The 26864-nt window shown below is 59.7% G+C and carries 18 protein-coding genes and 1 pseudogene; 15 read left to right on the forward strand and 4 right to left on the reverse strand.

The genetic code is table 11. The features are described 5' to 3' along the window. The first annotated feature begins 96 nt into the window (after positions 1-96). Genes R6X40_RS00710 through R6X40_RS00720 form a run of 3 tightly spaced genes read left to right on the forward strand, consistent with a single transcriptional unit; the run spans position 97 to position 5371 of the window. Positions 97-1194, forward strand: coding sequence for an efflux RND transporter periplasmic adaptor subunit (locus R6X40_RS00710; RefSeq protein ID WP_318410138.1), 1098 nt, complete (start codon positions 97-99; stop codon positions 1192-1194). Continuing rightward, positions 1191-2270 (forward strand): efflux RND transporter periplasmic adaptor subunit, encoded by a 1080-nt coding sequence (locus tag R6X40_RS00715; protein ID WP_318410140.1) that lies wholly within the window; start codon positions 1191-1193, stop codon positions 2268-2270. The genes R6X40_RS00710 and R6X40_RS00715 overlap by 4 nt, the downstream gene beginning before the upstream one ends. Next, the gene (locus R6X40_RS00720) at positions 2267-5371 is read left to right on the forward strand and encodes an efflux RND transporter permease subunit (RefSeq protein ID WP_318410142.1); all 3105 of its coding nucleotides are present in this window, start codon (positions 2267-2269) and stop codon (positions 5369-5371) included. Before R6X40_RS00715 ends, R6X40_RS00720 begins: the two co-directional genes overlap by 4 nt. Positions 5372-5381: 10 nt before the next feature. Here R6X40_RS00720 and R6X40_RS00725 read toward each other — a convergent pair whose 3' ends face one another. Both R6X40_RS00725 and cysQ read right to left on the reverse strand, forming a co-directional pair. Continuing rightward, a complete protein-coding gene (locus R6X40_RS00725; RefSeq protein WP_318410144.1) occupies positions 5382-6413 on the reverse strand; it encodes a DUF2793 domain-containing protein in 1032 nt (343 codons plus the stop codon). A gap of 165 nt (positions 6414-6578) precedes the next feature. Further along, positions 6579-7355 (reverse strand): 3'(2'),5'-bisphosphate nucleotidase CysQ, encoded by a 777-nt coding sequence (gene cysQ, locus R6X40_RS00730; RefSeq protein ID WP_318410146.1) that lies wholly within the window; start codon positions 7353-7355, stop codon positions 6579-6581. Between the two features lie 299 nt (positions 7356-7654). Between cysQ and R6X40_RS00735 the strand changes: the two genes are divergently transcribed. The 12 genes from R6X40_RS00735 to R6X40_RS00790 all read left to right on the forward strand — a co-directional run bounded on the left by R6X40_RS00735 (position 7655) and on the right by R6X40_RS00790 (position 22412). Next, a complete protein-coding gene (locus R6X40_RS00735) occupies positions 7655-8905 on the forward strand; it encodes a sarcosine oxidase subunit beta family protein (protein ID WP_318410148.1) in 1251 nt (416 codons plus the stop codon). A 12-nt stretch (positions 8906-8917) separates the two neighbouring features. Then, positions 8918-9196 (forward strand): sarcosine oxidase subunit delta, encoded by a 279-nt coding sequence (locus R6X40_RS00740; protein ID WP_318410150.1) that lies wholly within the window; start codon positions 8918-8920, stop codon positions 9194-9196. Next, a complete protein-coding gene (locus R6X40_RS00745) occupies positions 9193-12150 on the forward strand; it encodes a sarcosine oxidase subunit alpha family protein (protein ID WP_318410152.1) in 2958 nt (985 codons plus the stop codon). Before R6X40_RS00740 ends, R6X40_RS00745 begins: the two co-directional genes overlap by 4 nt. A gap of 13 nt (positions 12151-12163) precedes the next feature. Continuing rightward, complete coding sequence (locus tag R6X40_RS00750; RefSeq protein ID WP_318410153.1) at positions 12164-12724, forward strand: sarcosine oxidase subunit gamma; 561 nt, start codon at positions 12164-12166, stop codon at positions 12722-12724. A gap of 177 nt (positions 12725-12901) precedes the next feature. Then, entirely contained in the window at positions 12902-15328 is a 2427-nt protein-coding gene (locus R6X40_RS00755) for an FAD-dependent oxidoreductase (RefSeq protein WP_318410155.1), read from the forward strand. 307 nt (positions 15329-15635) lie between these two features. After that, a complete protein-coding gene (locus R6X40_RS00760; protein ID WP_318410157.1) occupies positions 15636-16538 on the forward strand; it encodes a branched-chain amino acid ABC transporter permease in 903 nt (300 codons plus the stop codon). A gap of 4 nt (positions 16539-16542) precedes the next feature. Further along, positions 16543-17928 (forward strand): high-affinity branched-chain amino acid ABC transporter permease LivM, encoded by a 1386-nt coding sequence (livM, locus tag R6X40_RS00765; protein ID WP_318410158.1) that lies wholly within the window; start codon positions 16543-16545, stop codon positions 17926-17928. A gap of 2 nt (positions 17929-17930) precedes the next feature. Continuing rightward, a complete protein-coding gene (locus R6X40_RS00770; protein WP_412178299.1) occupies positions 17931-18818 on the forward strand; it encodes an ABC transporter ATP-binding protein in 888 nt (295 codons plus the stop codon). Next, a complete protein-coding gene (locus R6X40_RS00775) occupies positions 18815-19540 on the forward strand; it encodes an ABC transporter ATP-binding protein (protein ID WP_318410160.1) in 726 nt (241 codons plus the stop codon). Before R6X40_RS00770 ends, R6X40_RS00775 begins: the two co-directional genes overlap by 4 nt. A 118-nt stretch (positions 19541-19658) precedes the next feature. After that, entirely contained in the window at positions 19659-20003 is a 345-nt protein-coding gene (locus tag R6X40_RS00780; RefSeq protein WP_318410161.1) for a DUF6867 family protein, read from the forward strand. Between the two features lie 121 nt (positions 20004-20124). Then, positions 20125-21246, forward strand: coding sequence for a branched-chain amino acid ABC transporter substrate-binding protein (locus tag R6X40_RS00785; RefSeq protein WP_318410163.1), 1122 nt, complete (start codon positions 20125-20127; stop codon positions 21244-21246). A gap of 191 nt (positions 21247-21437) precedes the next feature. Then, a complete protein-coding gene (locus R6X40_RS00790; protein ID WP_318410165.1) occupies positions 21438-22412 on the forward strand; it encodes a D-glycerate dehydrogenase in 975 nt (324 codons plus the stop codon). A 4-nt stretch (positions 22413-22416) separates the two neighbouring features. Here the strand turns inward: R6X40_RS00790 and R6X40_RS00795 are convergent, their stop codons facing one another. Continuing rightward, entirely contained in the window at positions 22417-23340 is a 924-nt protein-coding gene (locus tag R6X40_RS00795; RefSeq protein ID WP_318410166.1) for a response regulator transcription factor, read from the reverse strand. Then, a pseudogene (locus tag R6X40_RS00800) lies at positions 23333-26721 on the reverse strand (ATP-binding protein). The gene R6X40_RS00795 and the pseudogene R6X40_RS00800 overlap by 8 nt, the downstream one beginning before the upstream one ends. Between the last annotated feature and the right edge of the window lie 143 nt (positions 26722-26864).

A 26864-nucleotide genomic window follows, 5' to 3' on the forward strand; every position in this document is an offset into this window, starting at 1 on the left:
TCCGTCGATCCCATCAGCTTGTTATTGATGTGGGGCGCGTATATTGAGGGGCCACAATAAATGGTTCGGCTTGAATATCGGAATGAGCGGGCGCAGATGAGCGAAAAACGAAAACCCCGCTGGTCGGGGTGGTGGTTGGCATCGTTGGCGGCCTTGGCCCTGACATCCTGCGACGGCGAAACAAAGCCTCCGGAAACGGCAAAAATCACCGTCCGCGCGCAAACGGCCGAATTTGTCGATCACCGGCAGACCGTGACGCTGACCGGCGAGGTCGTCGCCCATGTTCAGACCAATCTTTCATTTCGCGTCAGCGGACAAATAACGGAATGGCTGGCGGACGTCGGCTCGCATGTCATGGCCGGCGAGGTGCTGGCCCGTATCGATCCCAGCGAGCAAAAGGCGGATGTCGTCGCTGCCGAAGCTGCGGTGCGGGCGGCCGAGGCACAGGTGACCCAGTCTTCCGCCGCCTTCGAGCGTCAGAAATCTTTGCTTGCCAAGAACTCGACGACACAGGAAGCCTTCGATCAGGCGCAGACCGCCTTGCAAACTGCCCAGGGATCGCTTGATTCCGCAAAGGCTCTGCTCGGCACGTCGCGTGACGCGCTGTCCTATACGGAACTCAAGGCGGATGCCGATGGTATCGTCACAGTGCGCAATGCCGAGACGGGCCAGGTGGTTCAGGCCGCGCAAACGATGTTTTCCGTCGCGCGGGACGGCCCTCGCGACGCGATCTTCGATGTTTATGAATCGCTGCTTTTCGAAAAGCCGGCTGAGCCGAAAATCCAACTGGCACTGGTCAGCGATCCCTCGGTCAAGACAGAGGGATCGATCAGCGAGATTTCGCCAACGATCGATACGGCAACGGGGACCGTGCGCGTCAAGATTGCGATGGACACGACGCCCGATCGGATGACGCTCGGCGCGCCGGTGACCGGCTTTGCCAGCTCCCAGCCGGCAAAGCTGATGATTTTGCCCTGGACAGCGCTGTCCACACTGGACGGACAGCCGGCGGTGTGGGTGGTTGACGGCAAGGACAGTACGGTCAGCCGCAAGCCCGTGAAAGTGGCGTCCTACGAGACGGGCCGCGTGCTTGTTTCCAAGGGAATTGCCAAGGGCGAGACGGTGGTGGTTGAAGGCGGCAAGATGCTGCGGCCCGGTCAGTCGGTCGAAGTCATCAAGGAGCAGGCGCAATGAACCGGATCTCGCTCGGACTGCTTTCTGCACCGATCATGCTTCTTATCCTTGCGGGGTGCCAGAAAAAAGAAGAGCAGCGCGAGCCGGTGATCCGCCCAGTGCTTTCGCAGATCGTCGTTGCCCAGCGCCTGCCAGCGCCCAGTTTCGCCGGCACGGTGCAGCCGAAGGTTCAGACCACCTTCGGTCCTCGTGTGACGGGCCTGCTGGTCGCCCGCGATGTCAATACCGGAGACACTGTGACGCGAGGCCAGCTTTTGGCTGCACTCGATCCGACATCGCTGGAACTGGCCGTCGGATCGGCACGAGCTGATCTCGCCAATGCGGAAGCGACGCTTGCCAACGCCGTTTCGGTCGAGCGGCGCACGCGGGCTCTGTTCAAGATCGGTACCGAAACACAGGCGTCCGTGGAAAGTACTGAACAGGCCAGCGCTGCGGCGGAGGCGTCGGTCGTCCAGTCGCGCGCCGCCTTGTCGAAGGCCGAAGAGCAGCTTTCCTATGCGCAGATCAAGGCGGCATTCGATGGTGTGGTCACACAGACCGGTGCAGAAATCGGGCAGGTCGTTGCCGCCGGTGCCACCGTCGTGACGGTTGCCCGGCCTGATGCCCGGGATGCTGTGGTTGATGTTCCCGACGGTACTGCGCTTTTGCCGGTGGGGACGCCATTCTTGGTTTCCCTGCAGATCGATCCTGCCATGATGGTCAGCGGACTGGTCCGTGAGGTCGCACCGGCAGCCGATCCGGCAACGCGAACGCGCCGCGTCAAGATCGCGCTTGAAAATCCACCGGCAGCCTTCCGGCTCGGAACCACGATCACCGCAACGCTCAAGGAAGCCATTGTCGAGCAACTGGTACTGCCGGCAACGGCCATTCTCGTGCGTGACGGAAAATCCTATGTCTGGGTGGTCGATGAGGGGAGCGGGACGGTCAAGACCCAAGAAGTGGTCACCGGGTCGCAGGCGGGCAACGGGGTTGTCATCACGTCCGGCATCGACACCGGCATGCGTGTCGTGACGGCCGGCGTCCACAGCCTTGAGGACGGCCAGAAGGTCAAAATTGAAGACGAGGCGCAGTCATGAAGAAATTCAACCTGTCGGATTGGGCGCTCGATCACGCATCGATGGTCTGGTATTTCATGATCGTCTTCGGCCTGCTCGGGTTCTTCTCCTATCTGAGCCTCGGCCGTGAAGAAGATCCATCCTTTACCATCAAGACCATGACGATCTCGGCGCAATGGCCGGGCGCCTCGGTCGAGGAAACCACCCGCCAGGTCACCGAGCGGATCGAGCGCAAACTCGAGGAACTGGAATCGCTCGACTACACACGCAGCATCACCACGCCGGGCCAGACACTGGTCTTCGTCAATCTCAAGGATACGACGAAGGCGCGGGACGTCGCCTCGATCTGGGTGACCGTGCGCAACATGATTGGCGATATTCGCGGCCAGTTTCCGTCCGGCGTCGTCGGGCCATCCTTCAACGACCGCTTCGGCGATGTGTTTGGCAATATCTACGCGTTCACCTCCGATGGGCTGACCCAGCGGCAATTGCGCGATTATGTCGAGACAGCGCGCCGCGAAATCCTGACGGTTCCGAATATCGGCAAGGTCGATATTGTCGGCGCGCAGGATGAGGTGATCTATCTCGAGTTCTCGACGCGTCAGCTGGCGGCTCTCGGCATCAACCAGAACGACGTGATTGCCACGCTGCAGGCACAGAACGCGATTGCGCCTTCGGGCGTCGTGCAGGCGAAGGGCGAGCGCGTCAGCATTCGCGTCAACGGTCAGTTTTCGTCCGAAGACAGCCTTCGGGCCGTCAATCTGCAGGTCAACGACCGCTTTTTCCGCCTCACCGACATTGCCACGATTACCCGCGGCTATACCGACCCGCCGTCGGCATTGTTCCGGTACAACGGTCAGGCAGCGATCGGCCTTGCCATCGGTATGAAGCAGGGCGCCAATCTTCTGGAATTCGGCGATCATGTCGAAGAGAAAATCAGCCAGGTGGAGGCAGAACTGCCTGTCGGCGTCGGCGTCCATCTGGTCTCCGATCAACCGCTGATCGTCGAGGAAGCGGTTTCCGGCTTTACCCGTGGCCTGGCAGAGGCCGTCATCATTGTCCTTCTTGTGAGCTTCGTTAGCCTTGGCGTGCGGGCGGGACTGGTGGTTGCCCTGTCGATACCGTTGACGCTGGCCATCACCTTTGTGGTCATGTCCTATTTCGGCATATCGCTGCAGCGGATTTCACTCGGTGCGTTGATTATCGCGCTGGGGCTTCTCGTCGATGATGCGATGATCGCGGTGGAAATGATGGTGGCGCGGCTGGAGGCTGGCGATTCACTGCGCAAGGCAGCGACTTATGTCTATACGTCCACGGCGTTTCCGATGCTGACGGGCACGCTGGTCACCGTTGCCAGCTTCATTCCCGTCGGCCTTAACAACAGCGCCGCCGGCGAATTCACCTTCACGCTTTTTGTCGTCATCGCCGTTTCACTGGTGGTCTCCTGGATCGTTGCGGTGGTGTTTGCGCCTCTGCTCGGCGTAACCCTCCTACCGAAAACCATGAAGCAGCATCATGAGGAAAAAGGCCGTGTCGCACGGATGTTTTCCCGCGCCCTTGGCTGGTGCATGCGCTGGAAATGGACGACAATCGCCTTGACGGTTCTGGTCTTTGTCGTCTCGCTATTCGGCATGACCAAGGTTCAGCAACAGTTCTTCCCGTCGTCGGATCGTCTCGAACTGATCGTCGACTGGTCGCTGCCGCAGAATGCTTCGATCACTGAGACCAACGCGCAGATGGCGAAGTTCGAGCAGGACAAGCTTGTCGGCAATCCCGATGTCGAGCGCTGGTCCACCTATGTGGGGCAGGGTGCCGTTCGCTTCGTGCTCTCCTTCGATGTTCAGCCGCCGGATACCTCATTTGGCCAGACGATCATCGTCACCAAGAGCCTCGAAGTCCGCGACAGGTTGCGGGCCGACCTGCAGAAATATCTGAAGGAAACCTTTTTCGGCACCGATGCCTATGTGAAGCTGCTCGACATTGGCCCGCCTGTCGGCCGGCCGGTACAGTACCGCGTCAGTGGGCCGGATATCGGCAAGGTGCGGGAGCATGCTCTGGAGCTTGGAAGTGTGCTTGGCGGCAACCCGCTGCTTGGCGATGTTGTCTATGACTGGAACGAACCGGCTCGCGTCATCAAGGTCGACGTGCTGCAGGACAAGGCGCGTCAGCTTGGTGTTACCTCACAGGATATCGCCTCTGCTTTGAATGGCATTGTCGGTGGAACGACCGTGACCCAGGTGCGCGACGATATCTATCTCATCAACGTCGTTGCCCGCGCCAAAGCCTCCGAGCGGCAGTCGATCGAGCTGTTGCGCGACTTGCAACTTCCGGGCACCAACGGCAATTCCGTGCCGCTCGCCGCCGTCGCCAGCTTCCGTTACGAGATGGAACAACCGGTCGTCTGGCGCCGCTCGCGTTTGCCGACACTCACCGTCAAGGCCGGCATTCGCGATGCGACGCAACCGGCGACGATTGTTGCGCAGCTGTCGAAGGACGTTGCTGCTTTTGAGGAAAAGCTGCCGCCCGGATACAAGGTCGATGTCGGCGGAAGCGTTGAGGAAAGCGGCAAGAGCCAGGCGCCGATCGCCGCTGTCGTGCCGCTGATGCTGTTCGTGATGGCGACGATCCTGATGATCCAGCTGCAGAGTTTTTCGCGATTGTTCCTTGTCTTTGCCGTGGCGCCGCTGGCGCTGATCGGGGTGGTTGCGGCGTTGCTCTTCAGCAATTCGCCGATGGGTTTCGTCGCCATTCTCGGTATCTTGGCGCTGATTGGTATTCTCATACGAAATTCCGTCATTCTGGTGGTGCAGATCGAACATCTGCGCAGCGAGGGGATAGAACCCTGGCAGGCGGTGCAGGAGGCCACCGAGCACCGGATGCGGCCGATCATGCTGACGGCCGCGGCCGCCAGCCTGGCGCTCATCCCGATTGCCCGGGAAATCTTTTGGGGGCCGATGGCCTATGCGATGATGGGTGGCATCATTGTCGGTACAGTGCTGACGCTGCTGTTCCTGCCCGCACTCTACATCGCCTGGTTCCGCATCAAGCCGCCGGAAAAAACCGACGAGGTGACGCTGGAGGGATCAACTGTTGCCACCACGGATGACGCCGTGCCGGTTTGATCCGGCGTTGTCACAGCATCACCACCGTCAGTTCCGTCTTATCATAGGCGAAATCGAGTGGGGTAGTTCCGGTATGTTCCAGCACGAGCCAGTCGCTGGCGTTGAGGATCGCCATGCCGATGGCGCAATTGCCATAGGACGTGGAGACCGCGTCGTTATCGTTGATGCTGGCAACGGCAGTCGCGCCATTGACCTTGACGGTAACGGAAAAGGCGCCGGCGGGATTGGCCTCGACGCCTAGGCAGATGAGATAGGGGCCTGCGACCGGCACGACCAGGCGGCTGCCACCGCCTGCAACAGTGGCACCCAACGTGAAGCCGCCTTGATTGACGCTCAAAGTGGAAAAGCCGGTTTGCGAACCGGAAGCCGGCGTCAGCACGCCACCGCCGCGCGTGGCGCGCACCAATGGCCGCTGTGGCATGCTGACCTGGCCTTGCCCTGTGATAGTCAACGCCGATTTCCAGGTGGTGCCGTCGGCACTGACCTTGACGGCGAACTCGTTTGAACCGGTGAGCCCCATTTCCGCCCGGCCGGACCAGCCGGTCTGGAACAGCAGGCTTGCGGTGTCACTTGCCGCCGCCTTGTTGACCTTGATCTGGTGCCCATTGCCGTTATGGGTCAGCAGTGTGGCGGCTGCTGCGACTGCGAGCCGGTTGGTACTGTCGGCGGTGGTATTGATGCCGAGAAATGCCGGCGTGCCGATAGCGTCGAAGGTTGCCCAGTCGTTGCCGTTGTGAATTTTTAACCGGTCCTCAGCCGCAAACCAGCCGCGCCATCCATCCTTCGGCGTGATGAAGATCCAGTCGCCATCCTGGCGGAAGGCGAGCTTGCCGCTTTTTCCTGCCCATGCTGCCGTCGGTGACGCGGTGATATGGAAACACGTTCCTTCCTGCGGATCGGACGGTGGGGTGGAGAGCGAAGCGATGATCGTCAATTGGGTCAGTGCGTCGAGACGCTGCAGGGCTTCATTGTGGGTGACGTGTTTCTGCGCCTGCGACGGCAGGATGTAGGGAAGTTCCAGGTTGACGGTTGTTTCGCTCATCGGGTCCGTTCTCCTTTGCGGGTGAGGAGAAGGGTAACTGCGGATGGAGCGCAGGGGATGGCCGATCGGCCCTGCCATTGATTGTCAAAGGAGATTGAGCCTGAGCATGCCCGTCAATTCCCGGCCGGTACAGAGATTCTTACCGGCCACGGATGCTGACAGGCATCAGTTCTTGCCGCGCGAGACGAAATGAGGATTGGCAAAATCGACGTCGGATGTCTGGTTGCGCTTGCCATAGGCGAGCGGATTGCCGTCCATGGTCACCGTCTCGCCACCGGCTGCGCGCAGAACGGCATCGCCAGCGGCGGTATCCCATTCCATCGTCCGGCTGAGCCGCGGATAGATGTCGGCCAGTCCTTCGGCGAGAAGACAGAATTTCAGCGACGAGCCGATGGCTTCATAGTCTGTGATACCGTGTTCGGCGAGATAGGACATGGTTTCCTGGCTGTTGTGCGAGCGGCTTGCCAGCGCCACTAGCCGGTCACCACGGCTGCGGCAGCCGATGATGGTCGGAGGGCCGATATCCTGCTGGCCTGAAATCACGGATTTCTTTGCCTTGTTGCGCGTGGCTGCATAGAGAATACCGAGCGCCGGGGCATAGACGACGCCGGCAATCGGTTCGCCTTTTTCGATCAGGGCGATGTTGACGGTGAAATCATCGTTGCGGCCGACAAATTCCTTGGTGCCGTCAAGCGGATCGACAAGGAAGAAGGTTTTGCCCTCGATATCCGGGATATGACCGGCGGCAACCGCTTCCTCGGCCACGACAGGAATATCGGGAAACGAGGATGCGAGAATGTCGAGGATGATCTTTTCGGCGCTCTCGTCGGCATCGGTGACGGGGGAACAGTCGGCCTTGTAGCTGACTTCCGGTCCGGCATGATAGATGTCGAGGATCGCTTTCCCCGCAGCCACTGCCGCTGCTTCCAGAATGTCGAGCATCTGTGCTTCCTGTGTCTTCCTGCCGTCCACGGCCATGATCTCCAATTTCCCTGCAGGCGTTGAATTCCAACATCCTGAACGAGGATGATACATCCACATTCCTTAGCGGTCTTTTCAAGATTCGCGCGTGAAATTTTATCAACTGTGCTGCATTTGGCACTGTGCCGAGGGTTCGGTTCGGATAGAGGTGCGACAGCACGGCACGGCGCCTTGGACTGGTCTTTCCTCGATCAGTCTTTGCGCCGGTCCCGGCATATGCAAATGTGCGTTGCAACATGGTTAGGTGAACTGGGACTGGCATGCGGTATTCGGCATTTTCCATCATCAGACAAGCGCTGACGGGTAACGTCAACTGGAAGCCGGCATGGCGTCAGCCGGAACCAAAGCCGTTCTACGATGTGATTATCGTCGGCGGCGGCGGCCATGGGCTGGCGACGGCCTATTATCTGGCCAAGGAATTCGGCCTGAAGAATATCGCCGTCTTGGAAAAGGGCTATCTCGGCTCCGGCAATGTCGGCCGCAACACGACGATCGTGCGCTCCAACTACATGCTGCCCGGCAATGAGCCGTTCTACGAGTTCTCGATGAAGCTCTGGGAAGGTATGGAGCAGGAGCTCAACTACAACGCCATGCTGTCGCAGCGCGGCGTCATCAACCTCTACCACAATGACGGCCAGCGCGATGCCTATATCCGCCGCGGCAACGCCATGTGGATGGAGGGCGTCCCGGCTGAGATGCTTGACCGCGCCGCCTTGAAGAAGATGCTGCCTTTCCTCAATTTCGATCATGCCCGCTTTCCGATCATGGGCGGCCTGTTGCAAAAGCGCGGCGGAACGGCGCGTCACGATGCCGTCGCCTGGGGCTATGCGCGCGCTGCCGACAGGCTTGGCGTCGATCTTATCCAGAATTGCGAAGTCACCGGTATCCGCCGCGAAAACGGCGTGGTGACCGGCGTCGAGACATCCAGAGGCTTCATCGGCTGCGGAAAACTCGGCTTGGCGGCGGCCGGCAACACCTCGCGTGTCGGGCAGATGGCCGATCTGAAGCTACCGATCGAGAGCCATGTACTGCAGGCCTTCGTGACAGAGGGGCTGAAGCCCGCCATCGATCACGTCATTACCTATGGTGCCGGGCATTTCTATATTTCCCAGTCGGACAAGGGTGGCCTTGTTTTCGGCGCCGAAATCGACGGTTACAATTCCTACGCCCAGCGCGGCAATCTGGCGACGGTCGAGCATGTGATGGAAGAGGGCGTGACAATGATCCCCGGTCTTTCACGGGTTCGGGTGCTGCGCTCCTGGGGCGGCGTCATGGACATGAGCATGGACGGTTCGCCGATCATCAGCCACACGCCGATCGACAATCTCTACCTGAACTGCGGCTGGTGCTATGGCGGCTTCAAGGCGACGCCGGCGTCAGGCTGGTGTTTCGCGCATCTGATCGCCAAGAATGAAACCCATCCTGTCGCCCGCTTCCTGCGTCTCGATCGCTTCGAGCGCGGCTATCCGATCGATGAACACGGCGCTGGCCCCCAGCCCAACCTGCATTGAGACCTTAAAAGAATGGCGAGCCTCATTCACTGCCCGCACTGCGGCGTCCGGCCGAAGGAAGAGTTTTCGATCCGCGGCGACGCGTCGCTGGTCCGGCCAGATCCGGAAGCGTCGGACGAAGCCTGGCACGATTATGTCCATATCCGCGCCAACCCGCGCGGTCGCTACCGCGAACATTGGCAGCATGCTGCCGGTTGCCGCCGCTGGCTGGTGGTCGAGCGCGACACGTTCACGCACGAGGTCTTTTCCGTCGCGGATGCCTCTTCTGTTGTGCGGGAGGCTGGCCGATGACTGCCTATCGTCTCGCCTCCGGCGGTCTGGTCGATCGCCGCGCGCCGCTCGATTTCCGCTTCGACGGCCGGAACTTGACCGGATTTTCCGGCGACACGCTTGCCTCGGCGTTGCTTGCCAATGACCAGCTTCTGGTCGGCCGCAGTTTCAAATATCACCGGCCGCGCGGCATCGTCACTGCCGGGGCGTCCGAGCCGAACGCGCTTGTCACCATCGGCAAGGGCGCCAGCAGCGATCCGAACACCAAGGCGACGGTTGCCGAACTCTATTCCAGCCTCGACGCGCACAGCCAGAACCGTTTTCCGTCGCTGAAATACGATATCGGCGCGGTGAACGGTCTGTTGTCGCCGTTTCTCGGTGCGGGTTTCTACTACAAGACCTTCATGTGGCCTGCGGTTTTCTGGGAGAAGGTCTACGAGCCGATCATCCGCAAAGCGGCAGGGCTCGGACGTGCGGTTCTGGAACGTGATCCGCAGGCCTATGAAAAATGCTGGGCGCATTGTGACCTGCTGGTTGTTGGCTCCGGTCCAACGGGCTTGATAGCGGCACTCACGGCTGGCCGGGCGGGCTTGCGGGTCATTCTGGCGGACGAGGATTTCAGGCTCGGCGGCTCGCTGCTGGCCGAGACGGTGCGTGTCGACGGTGCTTCGGCACCCGATTTTGCCGAAACGGTACTCGCCGAACTCCGCTCCTTGCCCAACGTAACGATGATGCCGCGCACCACAATTTTCGGCTGGTACGACGACAACGTGTTTGGCGCGGTCGAGCGGGTGCAAAAGCATGTGGCCTTGCCGCAGGCGAAACTGCCGGTCGAACGGCTCTGGCGCATCGTCGCCAAACGGGCGTTGTTGGCGACGGGTGCCGAAGAACGGCCGCTGGTTTTCGGCGGCAATGACAAGCCTGGCGTGATGATGGCCGGTGCGATGCGCACCTACGCCAACCGTTTTGGCGTTGCCGCCGGCAAGTCGGTGGCGATCTTCACCAATGGCAGCGCTGGCTACCGCACTGCCGCCGATCTTGTGGCGCAGGGCATTGATATTGCCGCCATCATCGACAGCCGCGCCGATGTTTCCGATGTTGCGCCGGATGGCGTTCGCGTCATCCAATCGGCTTCGGTCATCGACACCAAGGGGCGACAGCGTGTCTCCGGGGTCGTCGTCGAACGCGCGGGCTTCGAGCAGACGATTGCCTGCGATGCGATCGGCATGTCCGGCGGCTGGAACCCGGTTATCCATCTCGCTTGCCAACGCGGCGCCAAGGCTGTTTGGTCTGAGGAATTGAAGACTTTTCTTGCCCCTGATGTTGGTAACGCGCTTGTTGTCGCCGGCGCCGCTGGGGGACGTTACGCCCTTGCCGGCTGTCTGAGCGACGGTGCGGAAAAGGCGGCGGCCATCGTTCGCGATCTCGGGTTTCCGGTTGTTGCGCAGCCGGTTCCTGCCGTGGATGGGGAGGTCGATCCCTCGTTCACCGCGCTCTGGTATTCTCCGGGTGCCAAGGCCAAGGCCTTTGTCGACTTCCAGAACGATGTCCATGTCAAGGATATCGGGCTTGCTCTGCGCGAAGGCTTTGGTCATGTCGAGCATGCCAAGCGCTACACGACGAATGGCATGGCAACCGATCAGGGCAAGCTTTCCGGCATCAACGCGACAGGTCTTCTCGCCGCCATGCAGGGGATCAGCCCGGCCGATGTCGGCACCACCACTTTCCGGCCGTTCTATACGCCGGTTGCCTTTGGTGCCCTGGCCGGGACATCCCGTGACGAGCACGCGGCACCGGTGCGCAAGTCACCTCTCCATGGTTGGGCACAGAGAAACGGTGCTGTCTTCGTTGATTCCGGCCTCTGGTTCCGGCCTGCCTATTTTTCGCGTGGCGGGGAAAAGACCTGGCGCGAAAGCACCGACCGCGAAGTGCGCAACGTCCGGGAGAATGTCGGTCTCTGCGATGTCTCGACGCTCGGCAAGATCGAGATCTTCGGACCGGATGCGGCCGAATTCCTCAACCGTCTCTATTGCAATCCGTTCCTGAAGTTGCCGGTTGGCAAGGCGCGTTATGGGCTGATGCTGCGCGAGGACGGCATGGTCTATGACGACGGCACGACCAGCCGCCTGTCGCCCGGGCATTTCGTCATGACCACCACCACGGCGCTGGCCGGCGGTGTCATGTCCCATATGGAATATTGCGCGCAGGTGCTGTGGCCGGACCTCAAGGTCCGCTTCTGCTCGTCATCGGATCAATGGGCACAGATGGCGATTGCTGGACCGAAGGCACGGCTTGTGGTCCAGGCTCTGGTCGAGGACGATATCTCCGATGTGGCCTTTCCGTTCCTGGCTGCCGGGATCGTCACGCTGAAGGGCGGCGTCAAGGCGCGGCTGTTCCGGATCTCGTTTTCCGGCGAGCTGGCTTATGAGCTGGCGGTGCCTGCGGGCCTTGGTGATGCCGTGGCGGATGCCCTGATGGAAGAGGGCAGGGCGCACGGGATTTGCGCCTATGGTCTGGAAGCGCTGAACGTGATGCGTATCGAAAAGGGCCATGTCACGCATGCCGAGTTCGACGGCCGGGTGACCCCGGACGACGCAGGCTTTGGCCGCATGGTTTCTGCGCAGAAACCGGATTTCATCGGCAAGCGGCTTTCCACCCGCTACGGGCTGACAGCCGCCGATCGCATGCAGATGGTTGGATTGAAACCGGTGGAAACGGACGAGCATATCCGTGCCGGCGCGCATCTGTTGCGCGAGGGGGCAAAGCCTTCGACACTGAACGATCAGGGCTATGTCAGCTCCGCCTGCTTCTCGCCGACGCTCGGACACGATATCGCGCTGGCCTTCCTGAAGTCTGGCCGCGAGCGCTATGGCGAGCGCGTCGTCGTCTGGGACAAGCTTGCGAATGCCGAGGTTGTCGCGGAAGTCTGCAATCCGGTCTTCGTCGATCCCGGCAATGCAAAGCTAAGTTCTTGAGGCGGATGCGGATATGACCAGAACCTACATTTCCCGCCATCCGCTCGACGACCTGCTGCCGCTTGAGCCTGGCATCCGCGCCGTCGACCATCTGGATGTCCCGCGTGGGCTTGCCGTCGTCTCGGTGATGGCGATGGACGGCGAAGAGGCTTCCGTGACGGCGGGATTGGCTGCGTCAGGCGATGTGTCCGTCCGCTTTACCGGGCCTGGCGAATGGCTAGCGTTGTCGCAGTCGGAAACGCCGGACGGATTGCACCGCAATTTATCATTGTTGCTCGCTGAAACGGCCTACATTTTCGACCAGAGCGATGGCCGCGTCGTTTTCAGGCTGTCTGGCCCCAACGCCCGGCGCATCCTTGCCAAGGGCATTGCCTCGGATCTGCAACCGGCCGCTTTTGAAACCGGTACGTCGTCAAACGTTCTTTGCGGCCATATCAGTGTCAATCTGGCCCGCACCGGCGAAAACGAGTTCGAATTGATCGTTCTGCGCAGTTTTGCGGTCGCGCTGTTCGATGATCTGAGGGTGATGGGGCGGGAATTCGACCTCTCCGCCGATTTCTCCGCTGGGAGATAAATGCGTCATTGCGTGACGCATTTACGGCGCGGCTGAAGGAGCTGATGGCGGGAATGGGCAAGACCTGTTCGCTGAGATGTCTTTAACAGCGGCGGTTTTGCCGGTACGGTTTCGATAGCTGAGATTTCGCTTAACTGAGCGGGATGCTTCCTTACATCCCGAAACCGGAGAATATCCATGAAAAGCCATGCCAGAGTCGTCGTTATCGGCGGCGGCGTCGTCGGTTGTTCGATCCTCTTTCACCTGACGAAATTCGGCTGGACCGACGTGGTTCTTCTGGAGCGCTCGGAACTCACCTCCGGCTCTACCTGGCACGCAGCCGGCGGCATGCACACGATCAACGGCGATCCGAACGTCGCCAAGCTGCAGAAATATACGGTCGAGCTCTACAAGGAAATTCAGGAATATTCCGGCCAGGACATCGGTCTGCACATGACTTCCGGCATGATGCTGGCAGCGACCAAGGAGCGGTTCGACTGGATGAAGTCGATCCTCGCCAAGGGCCGCTACATGGGCCTGGAAGCCGAGCTGCTTTCGCCGAAGGAAGCGCACGAGCTGATGCCGCTGCTGGATCCCACGCAGTTTGTCGGCGCCGTGTTCGATCCGGTCGAAGGCCATCTCGATCCCTATGGCACCACTCATGCCTATGCCAAATCCGCCAAGAAGAACGGTGCCGATATTTACCTGCATACCAAGGTGGAAGATCTCGTCCAGTTGGAAGACGGCTCGTGGCGGGTCATCACCAACAAGGGGGACATCATTGCCGAGCATGTCGTCAACGCCGCCGGTCTCTGGGCGCGCGAAGTTGGCCGCATGACCGGGCTGGAGCTGCCGGTGCTCGCCATGGAGCACATGTACCTCATCACCGAGGACATGCCCGAAGTTATCGAGTTCAACCAGACACGCGGCAAGGAGTTGATGCACTGCGTCGATTTCGACGGCGAGATCTATCTGCGCCAGGAACGCAACGGCATGCTGATGGGCACCTATGAAAAAGCCTGCCGCCCCTGGTCGCCGATCACCACGCCATGGGATTTCGGCCATGAGCTGCTCGCCGAAGACATCGAGCGTATCACGCCCGAACTGGAAGTCGGGTTCCGCCACTTCCCGGCCTTCAACAAGGCCGGCATCAAGAAGATCATCAACGGTCCCTTCACCTTCTCGCCGGATGGCAATCCGCTCGTTGGTCCGGTACGCGGTCTCACCAACTATTGGTCGGCCTGCGCCGTCATGGCCGGTTTCAGCCAGGGCGGTGGCGTCGGTCTGGCGCTTGCCAACTGGATCATCTACGGCGATCCGGGTTTTGACGTCTTCGCCATGGACGTGTCGCGCTACGGCGATTTCGCCACGCTCGGTTTCACCAATGCCAAGGTGCGTGAAAACTATTCCCGCCGCTTCTCGATCCGTTATCCGAACGAGGAACTGCCGGGCGCCCGTCCGTTCCTGACCACACCAATCTACGATAAGCTGAAGGACGCAGGTGCGGTCTTCGGCGCTTCCTATGGGCTGGAAGCACCGCTGTGGTTTGCTCCAAAGGGCGAGGAAGACAAGTTTTCCTGGCGCCGTTCCAACGATTTCGATGTCGTCGGTGCGGAAGCAAAAGCCGTACGCGACAGCGTCGGTCTGATGGAAACATCCGGCTTTGCCAAATACACGATCACTGGCAAGGGTGCGGAAGCCTGGCTTGACCGGATGCTGACCTGCCGGATCCCGGCCACCGGCCGCATGTCGCTCGCACCGATGCTGAAGGACGATGGCAAGCTGATCGGCGATTTCACGCTGGCGAAGCTGGGCGAGGACGATTTCCTGCTCATCGGCTCCGGTATCGCCGAGGATTATCATATGCGCTGGTTCGAAAGCCATTTGCCGAAGGATGGCTCGGTGTCGCTGAAGGCGCTGAACCTGCAGCTGGTCGGCCTGTCGATTGCCGGACCGAACTCCCGGGCTCTGATCTCCAAGCTGACACATCTGGATATGTCCGACGCGGCGTTTGCCTTCATGGATATCCGCCGCATGGATCTTGGTATGGCGCCAGCGATCGTCGGGCGCGTCAGTTATACTGGCGATCTTGGCTATGAGATCTGGATGAAACCGGAATATCAGCGCTATCTCTATGATCTGATCATGGATTCTGGTGCCGAATTTTCCATCAAGCCATTCGGCCTGCGGGCGCTCAACGCGCTTCGCGTCGAAAAATCGTTCGGCAGCTGGTCGCGTGAATACCGGCCGCTCTACGGACCGTTCGAAGCCGGGCTTGGGCGATTCGTTGCGCTGAAGAAGGATGCTGATTTCATCGGTAAGCAGGCGGCTGCGAAGGAAAAGGCCGAAGGCGGCACCTTGCGGTTGCGGACTTTCATCATCGACACCAAGGACGCGGATGTCATCGGCGACGAGCCGATCTCGCTGAACGGCAAGGTTTGCGGCTGGGTGACATCGGGCGGCTATGCCCACGCGTCCGGCGTTTCGGTGGCGATCGGCTATGTTCCGAAGGAGGTTGCGGACGAAGCCGAGGGGTGGCAAGTTGAATTGCTGGGCGAAATGCTTTCGGCCCGCCTGCAGGCGCAGCCGCTTTTCGATGCCAACGGCTCGCGCATGCGATCCTGACCGGTCCAATTACGATCGCGGCCTTTCATAGACCCCGGATAGCGCTGAACAAGCGCGCCGGGCAGGTCTTTGTTTAACCGTAGAAATCACGGTCTGATGCCCAAAAACAGGGCCTAAACTGCACTAATTTTGATTTTTCGACTGTTTAAGCGTCAATATCACTAAAATGGGAAAGAAAATCAGGAAAGCATCATTTTACGCTTCACTTTTGGTCTGAAAGCATTATCAAATCCTCTATCGAAAAGGCTCAGAAAGAGCCACGAAAAGAAGAGGTCTGACCTACTAGGATCAGACCCGGGGGATATTGATGGAGTATTTTGTCCAGCAGCTCGTTAACGGGCTGACTCTTGGCTCGATTTACGGTTTGATTGCCATTGGCTATACAATGGTTTACGGCATTATTGGTATGGTGAACTTCGCGCACGGCGATATCTTCATGCTTGGCGGCTTCGCAGCACTCATTGTCTACCTTGTTCTTGTGGGTTTGTTCGGCGGTATTCCGATCGCACTTGCCCTGTTCATCATGATCATCGTTGCGATGGTGATGACGGGATTGTGGAACTGGGTCATTGAGAAGATGGCCTACCGTCCATTGCGCGGCTCGTTTCGCCTCGCACCGCTGATTACGGCGATCGGCATGTCCATCGCGCTTTCGAACTTCATTCAGGTGACGCAAGGTCCACGTAACAAGCCGATCCCGTCGATGGTGTCGACGGTTTATGATGTGTTCGGCATCTCGATCTCGCTGAAGCAGATCATCATCGTGGTGGTGACGGCGGTGTTGCTGACGATCTTCTGGTACATCGTCAATCATACGCCGCTTGGCCGCGCTCAGCGGGCAACCGAGCAGGACCGCAAGATGGCGGCATTGCTGGGTGTTGATGTCGACAAGACCATCTCGATCACCTTCATCATGGGTGCCGCTCTGGCTGCGGTCGCCGGTACGATGTACCTGATGTATTATGGTGTTATCGTCTTCACCGACGGCTTCACGCCGGGCGTCAAGGCTTTCACGGCTGCTGTTCTCGGGGGTATCGGTTCACTGCCGGGCGCTGTGCTCGGTGGTCTGATGATCGGTCTCATCGAGTCCCTGTGGTCCGCTTATTTCACCATCGACTACAAGGATGTTGCGACATTCTCGATCCTCGCCATCGTGCTGATTTTCAAGCCGTCTGGTATTCTGGGTCGGCCGGAAGTCGAGAAGGTATAATTCCATGGCAAACATGACCAACACACCTGAGAGCGCCGGCAGCAATCTGATGGCGCGGGCTCTGCGCGAGGGTTTTTATGCTGGCCTCGTGGCCCTTGGCCTCTTCGTGCTCTTCGTCGGTCTGAAGACCGACCAGAACATCCTGAACGAGTTGATCCTCGTCCAACGCTGGGGATTGCTGGCAATCTTCGTCGTCGTTGCCGCCGTCGGCCGTTTCCTGTCGGTTGCCTTCATCCGTCCCTATCTCGCGGAGCGCAAGGCTTCGAAAGCCGATGCGCCGGTCAAGGAAGCCAACTTCTTCGTGCGTAACTTCAGCATGATCGCGATTGCGGTCCTGCTGGTCTATCCACCGATCATGGTCGCGCTGTTCGGCTTCCAGGGCTCGTTGAAATGGGTCGATAATTTCGGCGTCCAAATCCTGATCTATGTGATGTTGGCCTGGGGCTTGAACATCGTGGTCGGTCTCGCCGGGCTGCTCGACCTTGGGTATGTCGCCTTCTATGCCGTTGGTGCCTATTCCTACGCATTGTTGTCGTCTTACTTCGGCCTTTCGTTCTGGATTCTGCTGCCTATGGCCGGTATTTTCGCCGCGCTCTGGGGCATTATCCTGGGCTTCCCGGTCCTGCGCCTCAAAGGCGACTACCTGGCGATCGTGACGCTTGCCTTCGGGGAAATCATCCGGCTGGTTCTGATTAACTGGACCGCGGTGACCAAGGGCACTTTCGGTATCTCCGGTATCGCCAAGGCTTCCGTGTTCGGCATCTGGTCGTTCGATGTCAGTGCGCCGAACAATTTCGCCAAGGTCTTCGGCCTGCCGATGTCTTCGGCCTACTACAAGATCTTCCTGTTCTATCTGATCCTGGCGCTCTGCCTGCTGACGGCCTTCGTGACTATCCGTTTGCGCCGCATGCCGATCGGCCGTGCCTGGGAAGCGTTGCGCGAAGATGAAATTGCCTGCCGTTCGCTCGGCATCAATACGGTAACGACCAAGCTCACGGCATTTGCCACGGGCGCGATGTTCGGCGGTTTTGCCGGCTCCTTCTTCGCCGTCCGCCAGGGCTTCGTCTCGCCGGAATCCTTCGTCTTCCTCGAATCGGCAATCATTCTTGCCATTGTGGTTCTGGGCGGGATGGGCTCGCTGATCGGTATCGCTGTTGCTGCGACATTGATGATCGGCGGCACCGAGCTGCTGCGTGAAATGGAGTTCCTGAAGCACATCTTCGGCCCAGACTTCACCCCGGAACTGTACCGCATGCTGATCTTCGGTCTGGCCATGATCATTGTCATGGTGTGGAAACCACGCGGCTTTGTCGGCTCGCGCGAACCCACGGCATTCCTGCGCGAACGCAAGAGTGTCTCCGGCAGCTTTACCAAGGAAGGTCACGGTTGATCATGGCCGGAACGAATACGATGACGAAAGATCCAATCCTCAAAGTCGACCATCTGTCGATGCGCTTCGGCGGCCTGATGGCCATCAACGACCTGTCGTTCGAAGCCTATCGCGGCAACATCACCGCACTGATCGGCCCGAACGGGGCCGGTAAGACCACGGTATTCAACTGCATCACCGGCTTCTACAAGCCGACGATGGGCATGATCACGATGCGGCAGAAGGCGGGCAAGGAATTCCTGCTCGAGCGCATGTCGGATTTCGAGGTCAACCGCGATGCCAAGGTTGCCCGTACCTTCCAGAACATCCGGCTCTTTTCCGGTCTGACGGTGCTGGAAAACCTTCTGGTCGCGCAGCACAATAAGCTGATGCTGGCCTCGGGCTATACAATCCTCGGGCTTCTGGGTTTCCCGGCCTACAAGAAGGCCGCAGCGCAGTCGATCGAACAGGCAAAATACTGGCTCGACAAGGCAAACCTGACAGACCGGGCCGACGATCCAGCCGGCGATCTGCCCTACGGCGCCCAGCGCCGTCTGGAGATCGCCCGTGCCATGTGCACTGGGCCAGAGTTTCTCTGCCTCGACGAGCCGGCAGCCGGTCTCAATCCGCGCGAGTCACTGGCGCTGAACGAATTGTTGCGCAGTATCCGCAAGGACACTGGAACCTCGATCCTTCTGATCGAGCACGACATGTCCGTGGTCATGGAAATTTCCGACCATGTCGTTGTGTTGGAATACGGCCAGAAGATTTCGGATGGCAATCCGGACCATGTAAAGAACGACCCGAAGGTTATTGCGGCCTATCTCGGTGTTGAAGATGATGAGGTCGAAGACGTGATCGAACAGATCGGGGAAATCGCTGTCGCTGCGCCGGGAGACACACCCAAATGAGCGATAACCTTCTGCATGTAAAAGACGTCGAGACCTATTACGGCAATATCCGGGCGCTCGGGGGCGTCGAAGTTGAAGTCAAGCGCGGCGAAATCGTCTGCATGATCGGTGCCAATGGCGCCGGAAAATCGACGCTGATGATGACGATCTGCGGTAGCCCGCAGGCAAGGGCAGGCTCGGTTGTTTTCGACGGCCAGGATATCACCCGGATGCCGACGCACGAGATCGCCCGGTTGCGGATCGCCCAGTCGCCGGAAGGCCGCCGGATCTTTCCGCGCATGACGGTCTATGAAAACCTTCAGATGGGCGCGAGCCTCGACAATCTGAAATATTTCAACGAGGACGTGGAAAAGATCTTCACGCTGTTCCCGCGTCTCAAAGAACGCCAGGCGCAGCGCGGTGGTACGCTGTCCGGCGGCGAGCAGCAGATGCTGTCGATCGGCCGTGCGCTGATGGCCCGTCCGAAACTTCTGCTTCTTGACGAGCCATCGCTCGGTCTTGCGCCGCTGATCGTCAAGGGCATCTTTGCTGCGATCAAGAAGCTCAATGAAGAAGAAGGCCTGACAGTGTTCCTCGTCGAGCAGAACGCATTTGCGGCCCTGAAGCTGTCGCACCGTGGTTACGTCATGGTCAACGGCAAGGTGACGATGAGCGGTAGCGGCAAGGAATTGCTGGCCAATCCGGAAGTGCGCGCCGCCTATCTCGAAGGCGGTCATCATTGATGGCATTCCGGTTCATGTCAGAGGTTTCCTCGGACCCGAGCCGGTTTGCACATCCGATATATGGGGGCGTTCGCAGGCGGTTTGAAAACCGCCCGGCGCTTTGAAGGGGAGAAACGGAATGCAAGGCATTCTCTACGAAGAACCCTCGGTTCTGTATTTTCTGCTGATCACCGTGGTGATGGGCGGATGGACGGCGTGGCGCACGGGAAAGAGTGCAGCCGAAGGCTGGAGCAGCTACGGCGCTCTGGTGTTCTATACGCTACTTCTGGGTGTGGCAATCCGCTTCATTCATCATGCGCTTTTCAACGGCAGCATGCTGGCTTTACAGTTCTATGCCGTGGACACGATCATTCTTTTGCTGTTTGCTACAGCCGGTTACCGTTACTATCGCACGCAGCAGATGACCAACAATTACTACTGGCTTTACGAGAAGGTGTCGCCCTTTTCGTGGAAGTCAAAATGACAGAGGGAACCCCGCGTCAGAGCCTTTGATACTGACACGGAGATAAGAATACCGGCGCGATTATGGTGGGTATCGTGACTGGTTTAAAAAGGCACCCGCTCAATTTTTTGGGAGTAACAAGATGAAAAAGTCACTTTTGTCAGCTGTTGCGCTGACTGCAATGGTCGCTTTCAGCGGCACTGCATGGGCTGACCTGCTGGTTGGTGTTGCTGGCCCGCTGACGGGTCCGAACGCAGCTTTCGGCGCGCAGCTCCAGAAGGGTGCTGAGCAGGCCGCAGCAGACATCAATGCTGCCGGCGGTATCAATGGCGAACAGATCAAGATCGTGCTCGGCGACGACGTTTCCGATCCGAAGCAGGGCGTTTCCGTCGCCAACAAGTTCGTTGCTGACGGCGTCAAGTTCGTGATCGGTCACTTCAACTCCGGCGTTTCGATCCCGGCTTCGGAAGTCTACGCTGAAAACGGCATCTTGCAGATCACGCCTGCGTCCACCAACCCGGTCTTCACCGAGCGTGGCCTGTGGAACACCTTCCGTACCTGCGGCCGTGACGACCAGCAGGGCGCTGTTGCTGGTGCCTACATCGCTGCAAACTTCAAGGACGCCAAGGTTGCTGTCGTTCACGACAAGACACCTTACGGCCAGGGCCTCGCTGACCTGACCAAGGCTGCCATGAACGAAGCCGGCGTCAAGGAAGCCGTCTACGAAGGTATCACGGCTGGCGACAAGGACTTCTCGGCTCTGATTGCCAAGATGAAGGAAGCCGGCGTTTCGCTGGTTTACTACGGCGGCCTGCACACGGAAGCCGGCCTCATCATGCGCCAGATGGCTGACCAGGGCCTGAAGGCTACTCTGATGTCTGGCGACGGTATCGTTTCGAACGAACTTGCTTCGATCGCTGGCGACGCTGTCAACGGCACGCTGATGACGTTTGCTCCGGATCCACGCAAGAACCCGGCTGCTAAGGAACTCGTCGAGAAATTCCGCGCAAACGGTTTTGAGCCTGAAGCCTACACGCTCTACTCCTACTCCGCTCTGCAGGTTATCGCTGAAGCTGCCAAGACAACCGGCGGCAACGACCCGCAGGCTGTTGCCGAGAACATCAAGGGTAAGGGTCCGTTCAAGACCGTTATCGGCGATTTCGGCTATGACGAAAAGGGCGACATCACCCGCCCGGACTACGTCATGTACACCTGGAAGAAGGGTGACGACGGCAAGTTCAGCTACTTCGAAAACGCCAAGTAATCGTTTTCGGCCTAGCGCCGATTGGTCCTTCTGGACTGCGAAAGGCCCGGCATTGCCGGGCCTTTTTGCGTTACGTTCACCTCGGTGCCGGTTCGCGCTTCCGGCAAGTCTGTTTCAACCAAACCGGCGGCTGGATCACCGCCGTTCCTGTGCTAAGTGTCGGTTTGATACTCTTTGCCCTGGAGCTGCCGATGACCGAGAAGCCACGTATCCTTGTGACCCGCCGCTGGCCCGATGCCGTCGAGCGCGTTCTGGCCCAGCGCTTCGATGCGTCATTCAACACATCCGATGTGGCGATGGATGCCAATGCTCTCGCCGATGCGCTCCAATCGTTCGATGCGGTGCTGCCGACAGTCTCTGATCGTCTGCCAGCATCGCTGTTCGCAGAGGGCGATCTGCGCACAAGAATCCTTGGGAATTTTGGTGTCGGCTACAATCACATCGATGTTGCGGCTGCAGAACATTACGGGATTGCGGTCACCAATACGCCGGGCGTTTTGACGGATTGCACGGCGGATATTGCCATGTCGCTGCTTTTGTCAGTCGCACGCCGGGCGGGCGAGGGTGAGCGGCAGGTCCGCTCCGGACAATGGATGGGCTGGCGGCCGACACACATGATCGGCACCAAGGTGACCGGCAAGACGCTGGGCGTCATCGGCTTTGGCCGGATCGGCAAGGCGATGGCGAAACGCTGCCATTTCGGCTTCGATATGGACGTGGTCTTCTACAACAGGTCGAAGATCGACGCTACCGAGGCCGCACGTTATGGCGCCCGGCAGCTGGAGACCGTCGAGGATGTGCTGGCCGCCGCCGATTTCGTTTCTCTGCATTGCCCGGGTGGCGGCGAAAACCGTCATCTGATCAATGCGCAGCGGCTGGCAGTGATGAGGCCGGGCGCATATCTGATTAACACTGCGCGCGGCGATGTCGTCGATGAGGTGGCGCTGATTCATGCGCTGGAAACTGGCATTATCCGGGGTGCCGGGCTGGATGTTTTCGAGGCAGAGCCCAACGTTCCCGAACGGTTGCGCGCGCTGGAAAATGTCGTTCTCCTGCCGCATCTGGGCAGCGCGACGGAAGAGACGCGCACGGCCATGGGCATGAAAGTGGTAGAAAATATCACCGCTTTCTTCGAGGGCCGCGAGCCACCCGACCGGGTTGCCTGACCGGCTATTCCTGTCGTAGTGCGTTCGCCGCCTTGACGGCGGCGGAAGCGCGGTTTTCGACGCCAAGCTTCACATAGATCTGCTCCAGGTGCTTGTTGACCGTGCGGGCGCTGAGGCCCAGGATTTCGCCGATATCGCGATTGGATTTGCCCTTGGCAATCCAAAACAACACCTGCGCCTCGCGTGCGGTCAGCGAAAAGGCCTGCCGTAGTGTTTCGTCGTCGCTGGTCTGGCTGACGCCGGTCAACCGGAACAGGAATTCATCGCCGCCGATCGCGCCGAGATAGGCGAGCTGCAGCACCGGCTGGCCGTGTTGATGGACCATCAGTGGACCGTCCTTCGACACACCGTGCTTTTCGCGTTCCTGCAGCCAGCCGCGGATGGGGACCGCGAGGGTATCCAGCCCGTCGTCTCGTCCCGTCGCGGCATTGACCAGTCTGGTGGCCTGCGGGGTGGACCACTGGATGGAGCCATTGCTGCGCACGGCCAGCAGATGCCGTCCTGCAGCGTCCAGCGCCACACGGGCGCTTTGCGCAGAGCGTGCATTGGCAAGGTGCACCCGGATGCGGGCGCGCAATTCGTCGATATTGATCGGCTTGGAGAGATAGTCGACACCGCCGGATTCCAGCGCATGGACGATATGCTCGGTCTCGGTCAGCCCGGTCATGAAGATTACCGGCACTTGGGCCACCGCCGGATTGGTCTTCAGCACCCGGCAGGTTTCGAAGCCATCCATGCCCGGCATGACGGCGTCCATCAGGATGACATCAGGCGTGATGCGATCGACGACATTGATGGCGGCGTTGCCGGAGGTGGCGATCAGCACGGAAAAGCCAGACTGTTCCAGCGCATCGGTGAGGAAGCCCAGCGTCTCCGGTGAATCGTCCACGATGAGCACGATGTCGCGCGGATGCACTGCTTCATTCACCGGCCGGTCTCCCCTGTTTGTTGATGTTCTGCAGGAAGTCGGCATAGCCGGCAAGGTCGAAAGCCTGAACGTAGATCTTGACCGCATCCGTGAAGGGTTGGTTTTCCTCAAGGCGCGCGAGATCGGCGAGTTTTGCCTCGATGCCCCGGACGTACCCGATTTCGCCCAGCCGGATCAGCTCCTCGATATGGGCGGTACCGGGGTTTGTCATGGTGCGTTTGGGCTTGGCCTTCGGCTTTGGCTGCACTGTGTCACTATGGACCCATTCGAGCGCCAGATGAACCGCGAGCTTGTCCTGCAGCTGGCGGATATCGAAGGGTTTGGCGAGCGTATCGTTGTGGCCGGTATGGGTACCGGCCGCCGTGCCGTCGCCGATATTGGCCGATAGCATAATGATTGGCGCTGTCTGTTCGTGATCACGCAGCCGTGTCACCAGTTGCCAGCCATTCATGCCGGGCATCGAGATGTCGATGAGAAAGAGGTCAGGCTTGATGCCCTCGATCAGCGTCAGGCATTCCATGCCGCCGGCCGCGGTCAGCACGACGAAATCGAGCGGCATCAGCACCTCGCGCATCAGGTCGCGGTGATCCTCATTGTCATCGACCACGACGATCGTCCGGCGCGGTCCGGCGTAACCGGCAATCTTGCGGATGGAAGGCAGGGAGGCGGTTGGCCGGTTGAGGGCCGACAGCATCAGCCGTACCCGGAAGGTCGAGCCCTTGTCGCGCTCGCTATCGACGACGATCTCGCCGCCGAGCGTCTGGGTCAAAAGTTGCGTGATAGTCAGCCCAGGCCAAGGCCGGGCATCGGACGGATATGTTCGGCCTCGCCGCGCTGGAAGGGTTCGAAAATACGCGGCAGGTCGGCCTGCGAAATGCCGCGGCCGGTATCGGAGACTGTGAAGGTTGCCACCTGGCTGCGATAGGTGACGTCGAAACGGACGGTGCCGGTATCGGTGAATTTGATGGCATTGGAGAGGAGATTGACAAGGATCTGGCGCAGGCGCTTTTCGTCGGTTCGGGCATATTGCGGCAGGGCATTCGCCCGGTCATGTTCGAAGAACAGGCCTTTGGCCTGCGCCTGCGGGCGGAACATGTCGGTGATCTGGTCGAGAAAATCCTGGATATTGATTTCGTTGGAATAGACCTGCAGGCGGCCGGCCTCGATCTTGGAAATATCCAGCAGGCCGTCGATCAGGCCGGAGAGATGGTCGGCGCTGCGTTTGATCACCTTGATGGCCGATTGGCGCGGCGCGGGAATGGTCTCGTCGCGCTCGAGGATTTGCGCGTAGCCAAGGACGGCATTGAGCGGCGTGCGCAGTTCGTGGCTGAGCCCGACGACATAGCGGCTTTTGGCGCGATTGGCCGCCTCGGCCGTTTCCTTGGCATATTGCAGGGCGGCATCGGTTTTCTTGTGGGCGGCGATTTCCTTCAGGAGCAGCGTGTTCTGGCGCGACGATTCCTCCTCGGCCACCAGCCGGCTGTCATGGGCGAGAACGTAGAACCAGCAGACCACGCCGGTCACAACAGCAAAAACGAAAAAGACCACGCCGACGGTGCGATTGATCACCGATGCCATCTCTGGCGAGGCCGTGCCCGTCTGGTGCGCGATCATGGCCAGGATAGCGCCGATGCAGGCAACCGAGAGAACGACGGCGATGCCGTAGCGGCCGAGACGGGTGGAGAGTGTTTCGGTTACTTTCTGCGGCAGCAGGGTCTTGGCGACCACGGCGACTTGCGCGTTGAAGCGTGCATGTGGCTTGCACATATCGTGGCAGCGGCTGTCGAGCGAGCAGCAGAGCGAACAGATTGGCGCCGAGTAAGCCGGGCACCAGGCCATGTCTTCCGGCTCGAACGGATGTTCGCAGATCGAGCAGGTGACGGTCGAGAGCTTCTTCCAGCTCTGGCGCGGCTTGCGGGCGAGATAGTATTTTCCCTTCGTCGCCCAGGCGATCAGCGGGGAAACAACCAAGGCGGTTATCAGGGCGATATAGGGTGCCAGCGACGCGGCCATGGCGCCCATGACGCCAAAATGGGCGGTGAGTGCGATCAGGGCGGATGCCGTCATGGCGCCGACGCCGACCGGGTTGATGTCGTAGAGATGGGCGCGTTTGAACTCGATGTTCGGCGGTGCCAGCCCTAAGGGCTTGTTGATGAACAGGTCGGCCGAGATCGTGCACAGCCACGACATTGCGATGATCGAGAAGATGCCGAGTGTCTCTTCGAGCAGCTTGTAGATACCGAGTTCCATCAACAGGAGGGCGATCGCCACGTTGAACATCAGCCAGACGACGCGGCCGGGATGGCTGTGGGTGAGGCGGGAGAAGAAATTCGACCAGGCGAGCGACCCGGCATAGGCATTCATGACATTGATCTTCAGCTGCGACACGACAACGAAGGCGGCCATCAGCAGAAGTGCTGCATTGTGCCAGGGGATCATGTAGCCGAAGGCGGTCAGGTACATATGCGCGGGATCGGCAGCATCCTCGACCGGAACGCCGGCGCTGAGGCACAGGACGACGAGGAACGAGCCCGCCAGCAGTTTCGGCGCTCCGACGATCACCCAGCCGGCACCGGCAAGAAACACCGCAAAGCGATGATGCAGCTTGCGCTGACCTTCCGGCGGCAGGAAGCGCAGAAAATCCACCTGCTCGCCGATCTGCGCCATCAAGGCGAGGATGACGGCGGAGGCTGCGCCAAACTCAAGCAGTGAAAAGGGTGCGAAAGAACCGGGCTCGCCCATCGGCTTGTGCGTGCCCGGAAAGGCAAGCCAGAGATCGAACTTGCTCCAGTCGGCGAGCGCAATGAAGATGAAGGGCGCGACGTTGAGGACGATCCAGAATGGCTGGGTCAACAGCTGGAATTTGCTGATCAGCCGGACGCCGTGGGTGACGAGCGGGATGACCATGACGGCGCTGATGATATAGCCGATCCAGACGGGGATGCCGAGCGCCAGCTCCAGCGCTGCCGACATGATCGACGCCTCGATGGCAAACAGCATGAAGGTGAAAGAGGCGTAGATCAGCGACGTGATGGTCGAGCCGATATAGCCGAAACTCGCGCCGCGCGTCAGAAGGTCGATATCGACGCCGTGGCGGATGGCGTAACGGCTGATCGGCAGCCCAACCCCGAGCATGACGAGGCTTGCGGCAAGAATGGCGATGATGGCGTTGGTCGTGCCGTAGGAGAGCGTAATCGCCCCGCCGATAGCCTCCAGCGCCAGGAAGGAGATTGCGCCGATCGCGGTCTGCGAGATGCGCTGCGAAGAAAATTGCCGGGCGCTCTTGGCGGTGAAGCGCAGCGCGTAATCTTCCAGCGTCTGGTTGGCGACCCAGCGATTGTATTCGCGCCGGACTGGAATGATGCGCTGGCGGGCTGTCATGCCTAATTTATATTCCCATTTCCGATGTGATCAATGATTAGGCAATGTCCTCTGGTCTACTCGTTTTTGCAAGTGCGAGATTTGGTTTGATTGGGGACCGCGCGTTTTGTTTTTGGTAGCAAACGACAATGGCGCGTTTCACG

Source organism: Rhizobium sp. PL01, assembly GCF_033447125.1.
In the GTDB taxonomy this organism is placed as follows: domain Bacteria; phylum Pseudomonadota; class Alphaproteobacteria; order Rhizobiales; family Rhizobiaceae; genus Pararhizobium.

Bases quoted from the DNA above. Each gene is read 5' to 3' on its own strand.
- R6X40_RS00710 (WP_318410138.1), top strand. From the start codon at position 97: ATGAGCGAAAAACGAAAACCCCGCTGGTCGGGGTGGTGGTTGGCATCG.
- R6X40_RS00715 (WP_318410140.1), top strand. From the start codon at position 1,191: ATGAACCGGATCTCGCTCGGACTGCTTTCTGCACCGATCATGCTTCTT.
- R6X40_RS00720 (WP_318410142.1), top strand. From the start codon at position 2,267: ATGAAGAAATTCAACCTGTCGGATTGGGCGCTCGATCACGCATCGATG.
- R6X40_RS00725 (WP_318410144.1), bottom strand. From the start codon at position 6,413: ATGAGCGAAACAACCGTCAACCTGGAACTTCCCTACATCCTGCCGTCG.
- cysQ (WP_318410146.1), bottom strand. From the start codon at position 7,355: ATGCTCGACATTCTGGAAGCAGCGGCAGTGGCTGCGGGGAAAGCGATC.
- R6X40_RS00735 (WP_318410148.1), top strand. From the start codon at position 7,655: ATGCGGTATTCGGCATTTTCCATCATCAGACAAGCGCTGACGGGTAAC.
- R6X40_RS00740 (WP_318410150.1), top strand. From the start codon at position 8,918: ATGGCGAGCCTCATTCACTGCCCGCACTGCGGCGTCCGGCCGAAGGAA.
- R6X40_RS00745 (WP_318410152.1), top strand. From the start codon at position 9,193: ATGACTGCCTATCGTCTCGCCTCCGGCGGTCTGGTCGATCGCCGCGCG.
- R6X40_RS00750 (WP_318410153.1), top strand. From the start codon at position 12,164: ATGACCAGAACCTACATTTCCCGCCATCCGCTCGACGACCTGCTGCCG.
- R6X40_RS00755 (WP_318410155.1), top strand. From the start codon at position 12,902: ATGAAAAGCCATGCCAGAGTCGTCGTTATCGGCGGCGGCGTCGTCGGT.
- R6X40_RS00760 (WP_318410157.1), top strand. From the start codon at position 15,636: ATGGAGTATTTTGTCCAGCAGCTCGTTAACGGGCTGACTCTTGGCTCG.
- livM (WP_318410158.1), top strand. From the start codon at position 16,543: ATGGCAAACATGACCAACACACCTGAGAGCGCCGGCAGCAATCTGATG.
- R6X40_RS00770 (WP_412178299.1), top strand. From the start codon at position 17,931: ATGGCCGGAACGAATACGATGACGAAAGATCCAATCCTCAAAGTCGAC.
- R6X40_RS00775 (WP_318410160.1), top strand. From the start codon at position 18,815: ATGAGCGATAACCTTCTGCATGTAAAAGACGTCGAGACCTATTACGGC.
- R6X40_RS00780 (WP_318410161.1), top strand. From the start codon at position 19,659: ATGCAAGGCATTCTCTACGAAGAACCCTCGGTTCTGTATTTTCTGCTG.
- R6X40_RS00785 (WP_318410163.1), top strand. From the start codon at position 20,125: ATGAAAAAGTCACTTTTGTCAGCTGTTGCGCTGACTGCAATGGTCGCT.
- R6X40_RS00790 (WP_318410165.1), top strand. From the start codon at position 21,438: ATGACCGAGAAGCCACGTATCCTTGTGACCCGCCGCTGGCCCGATGCC.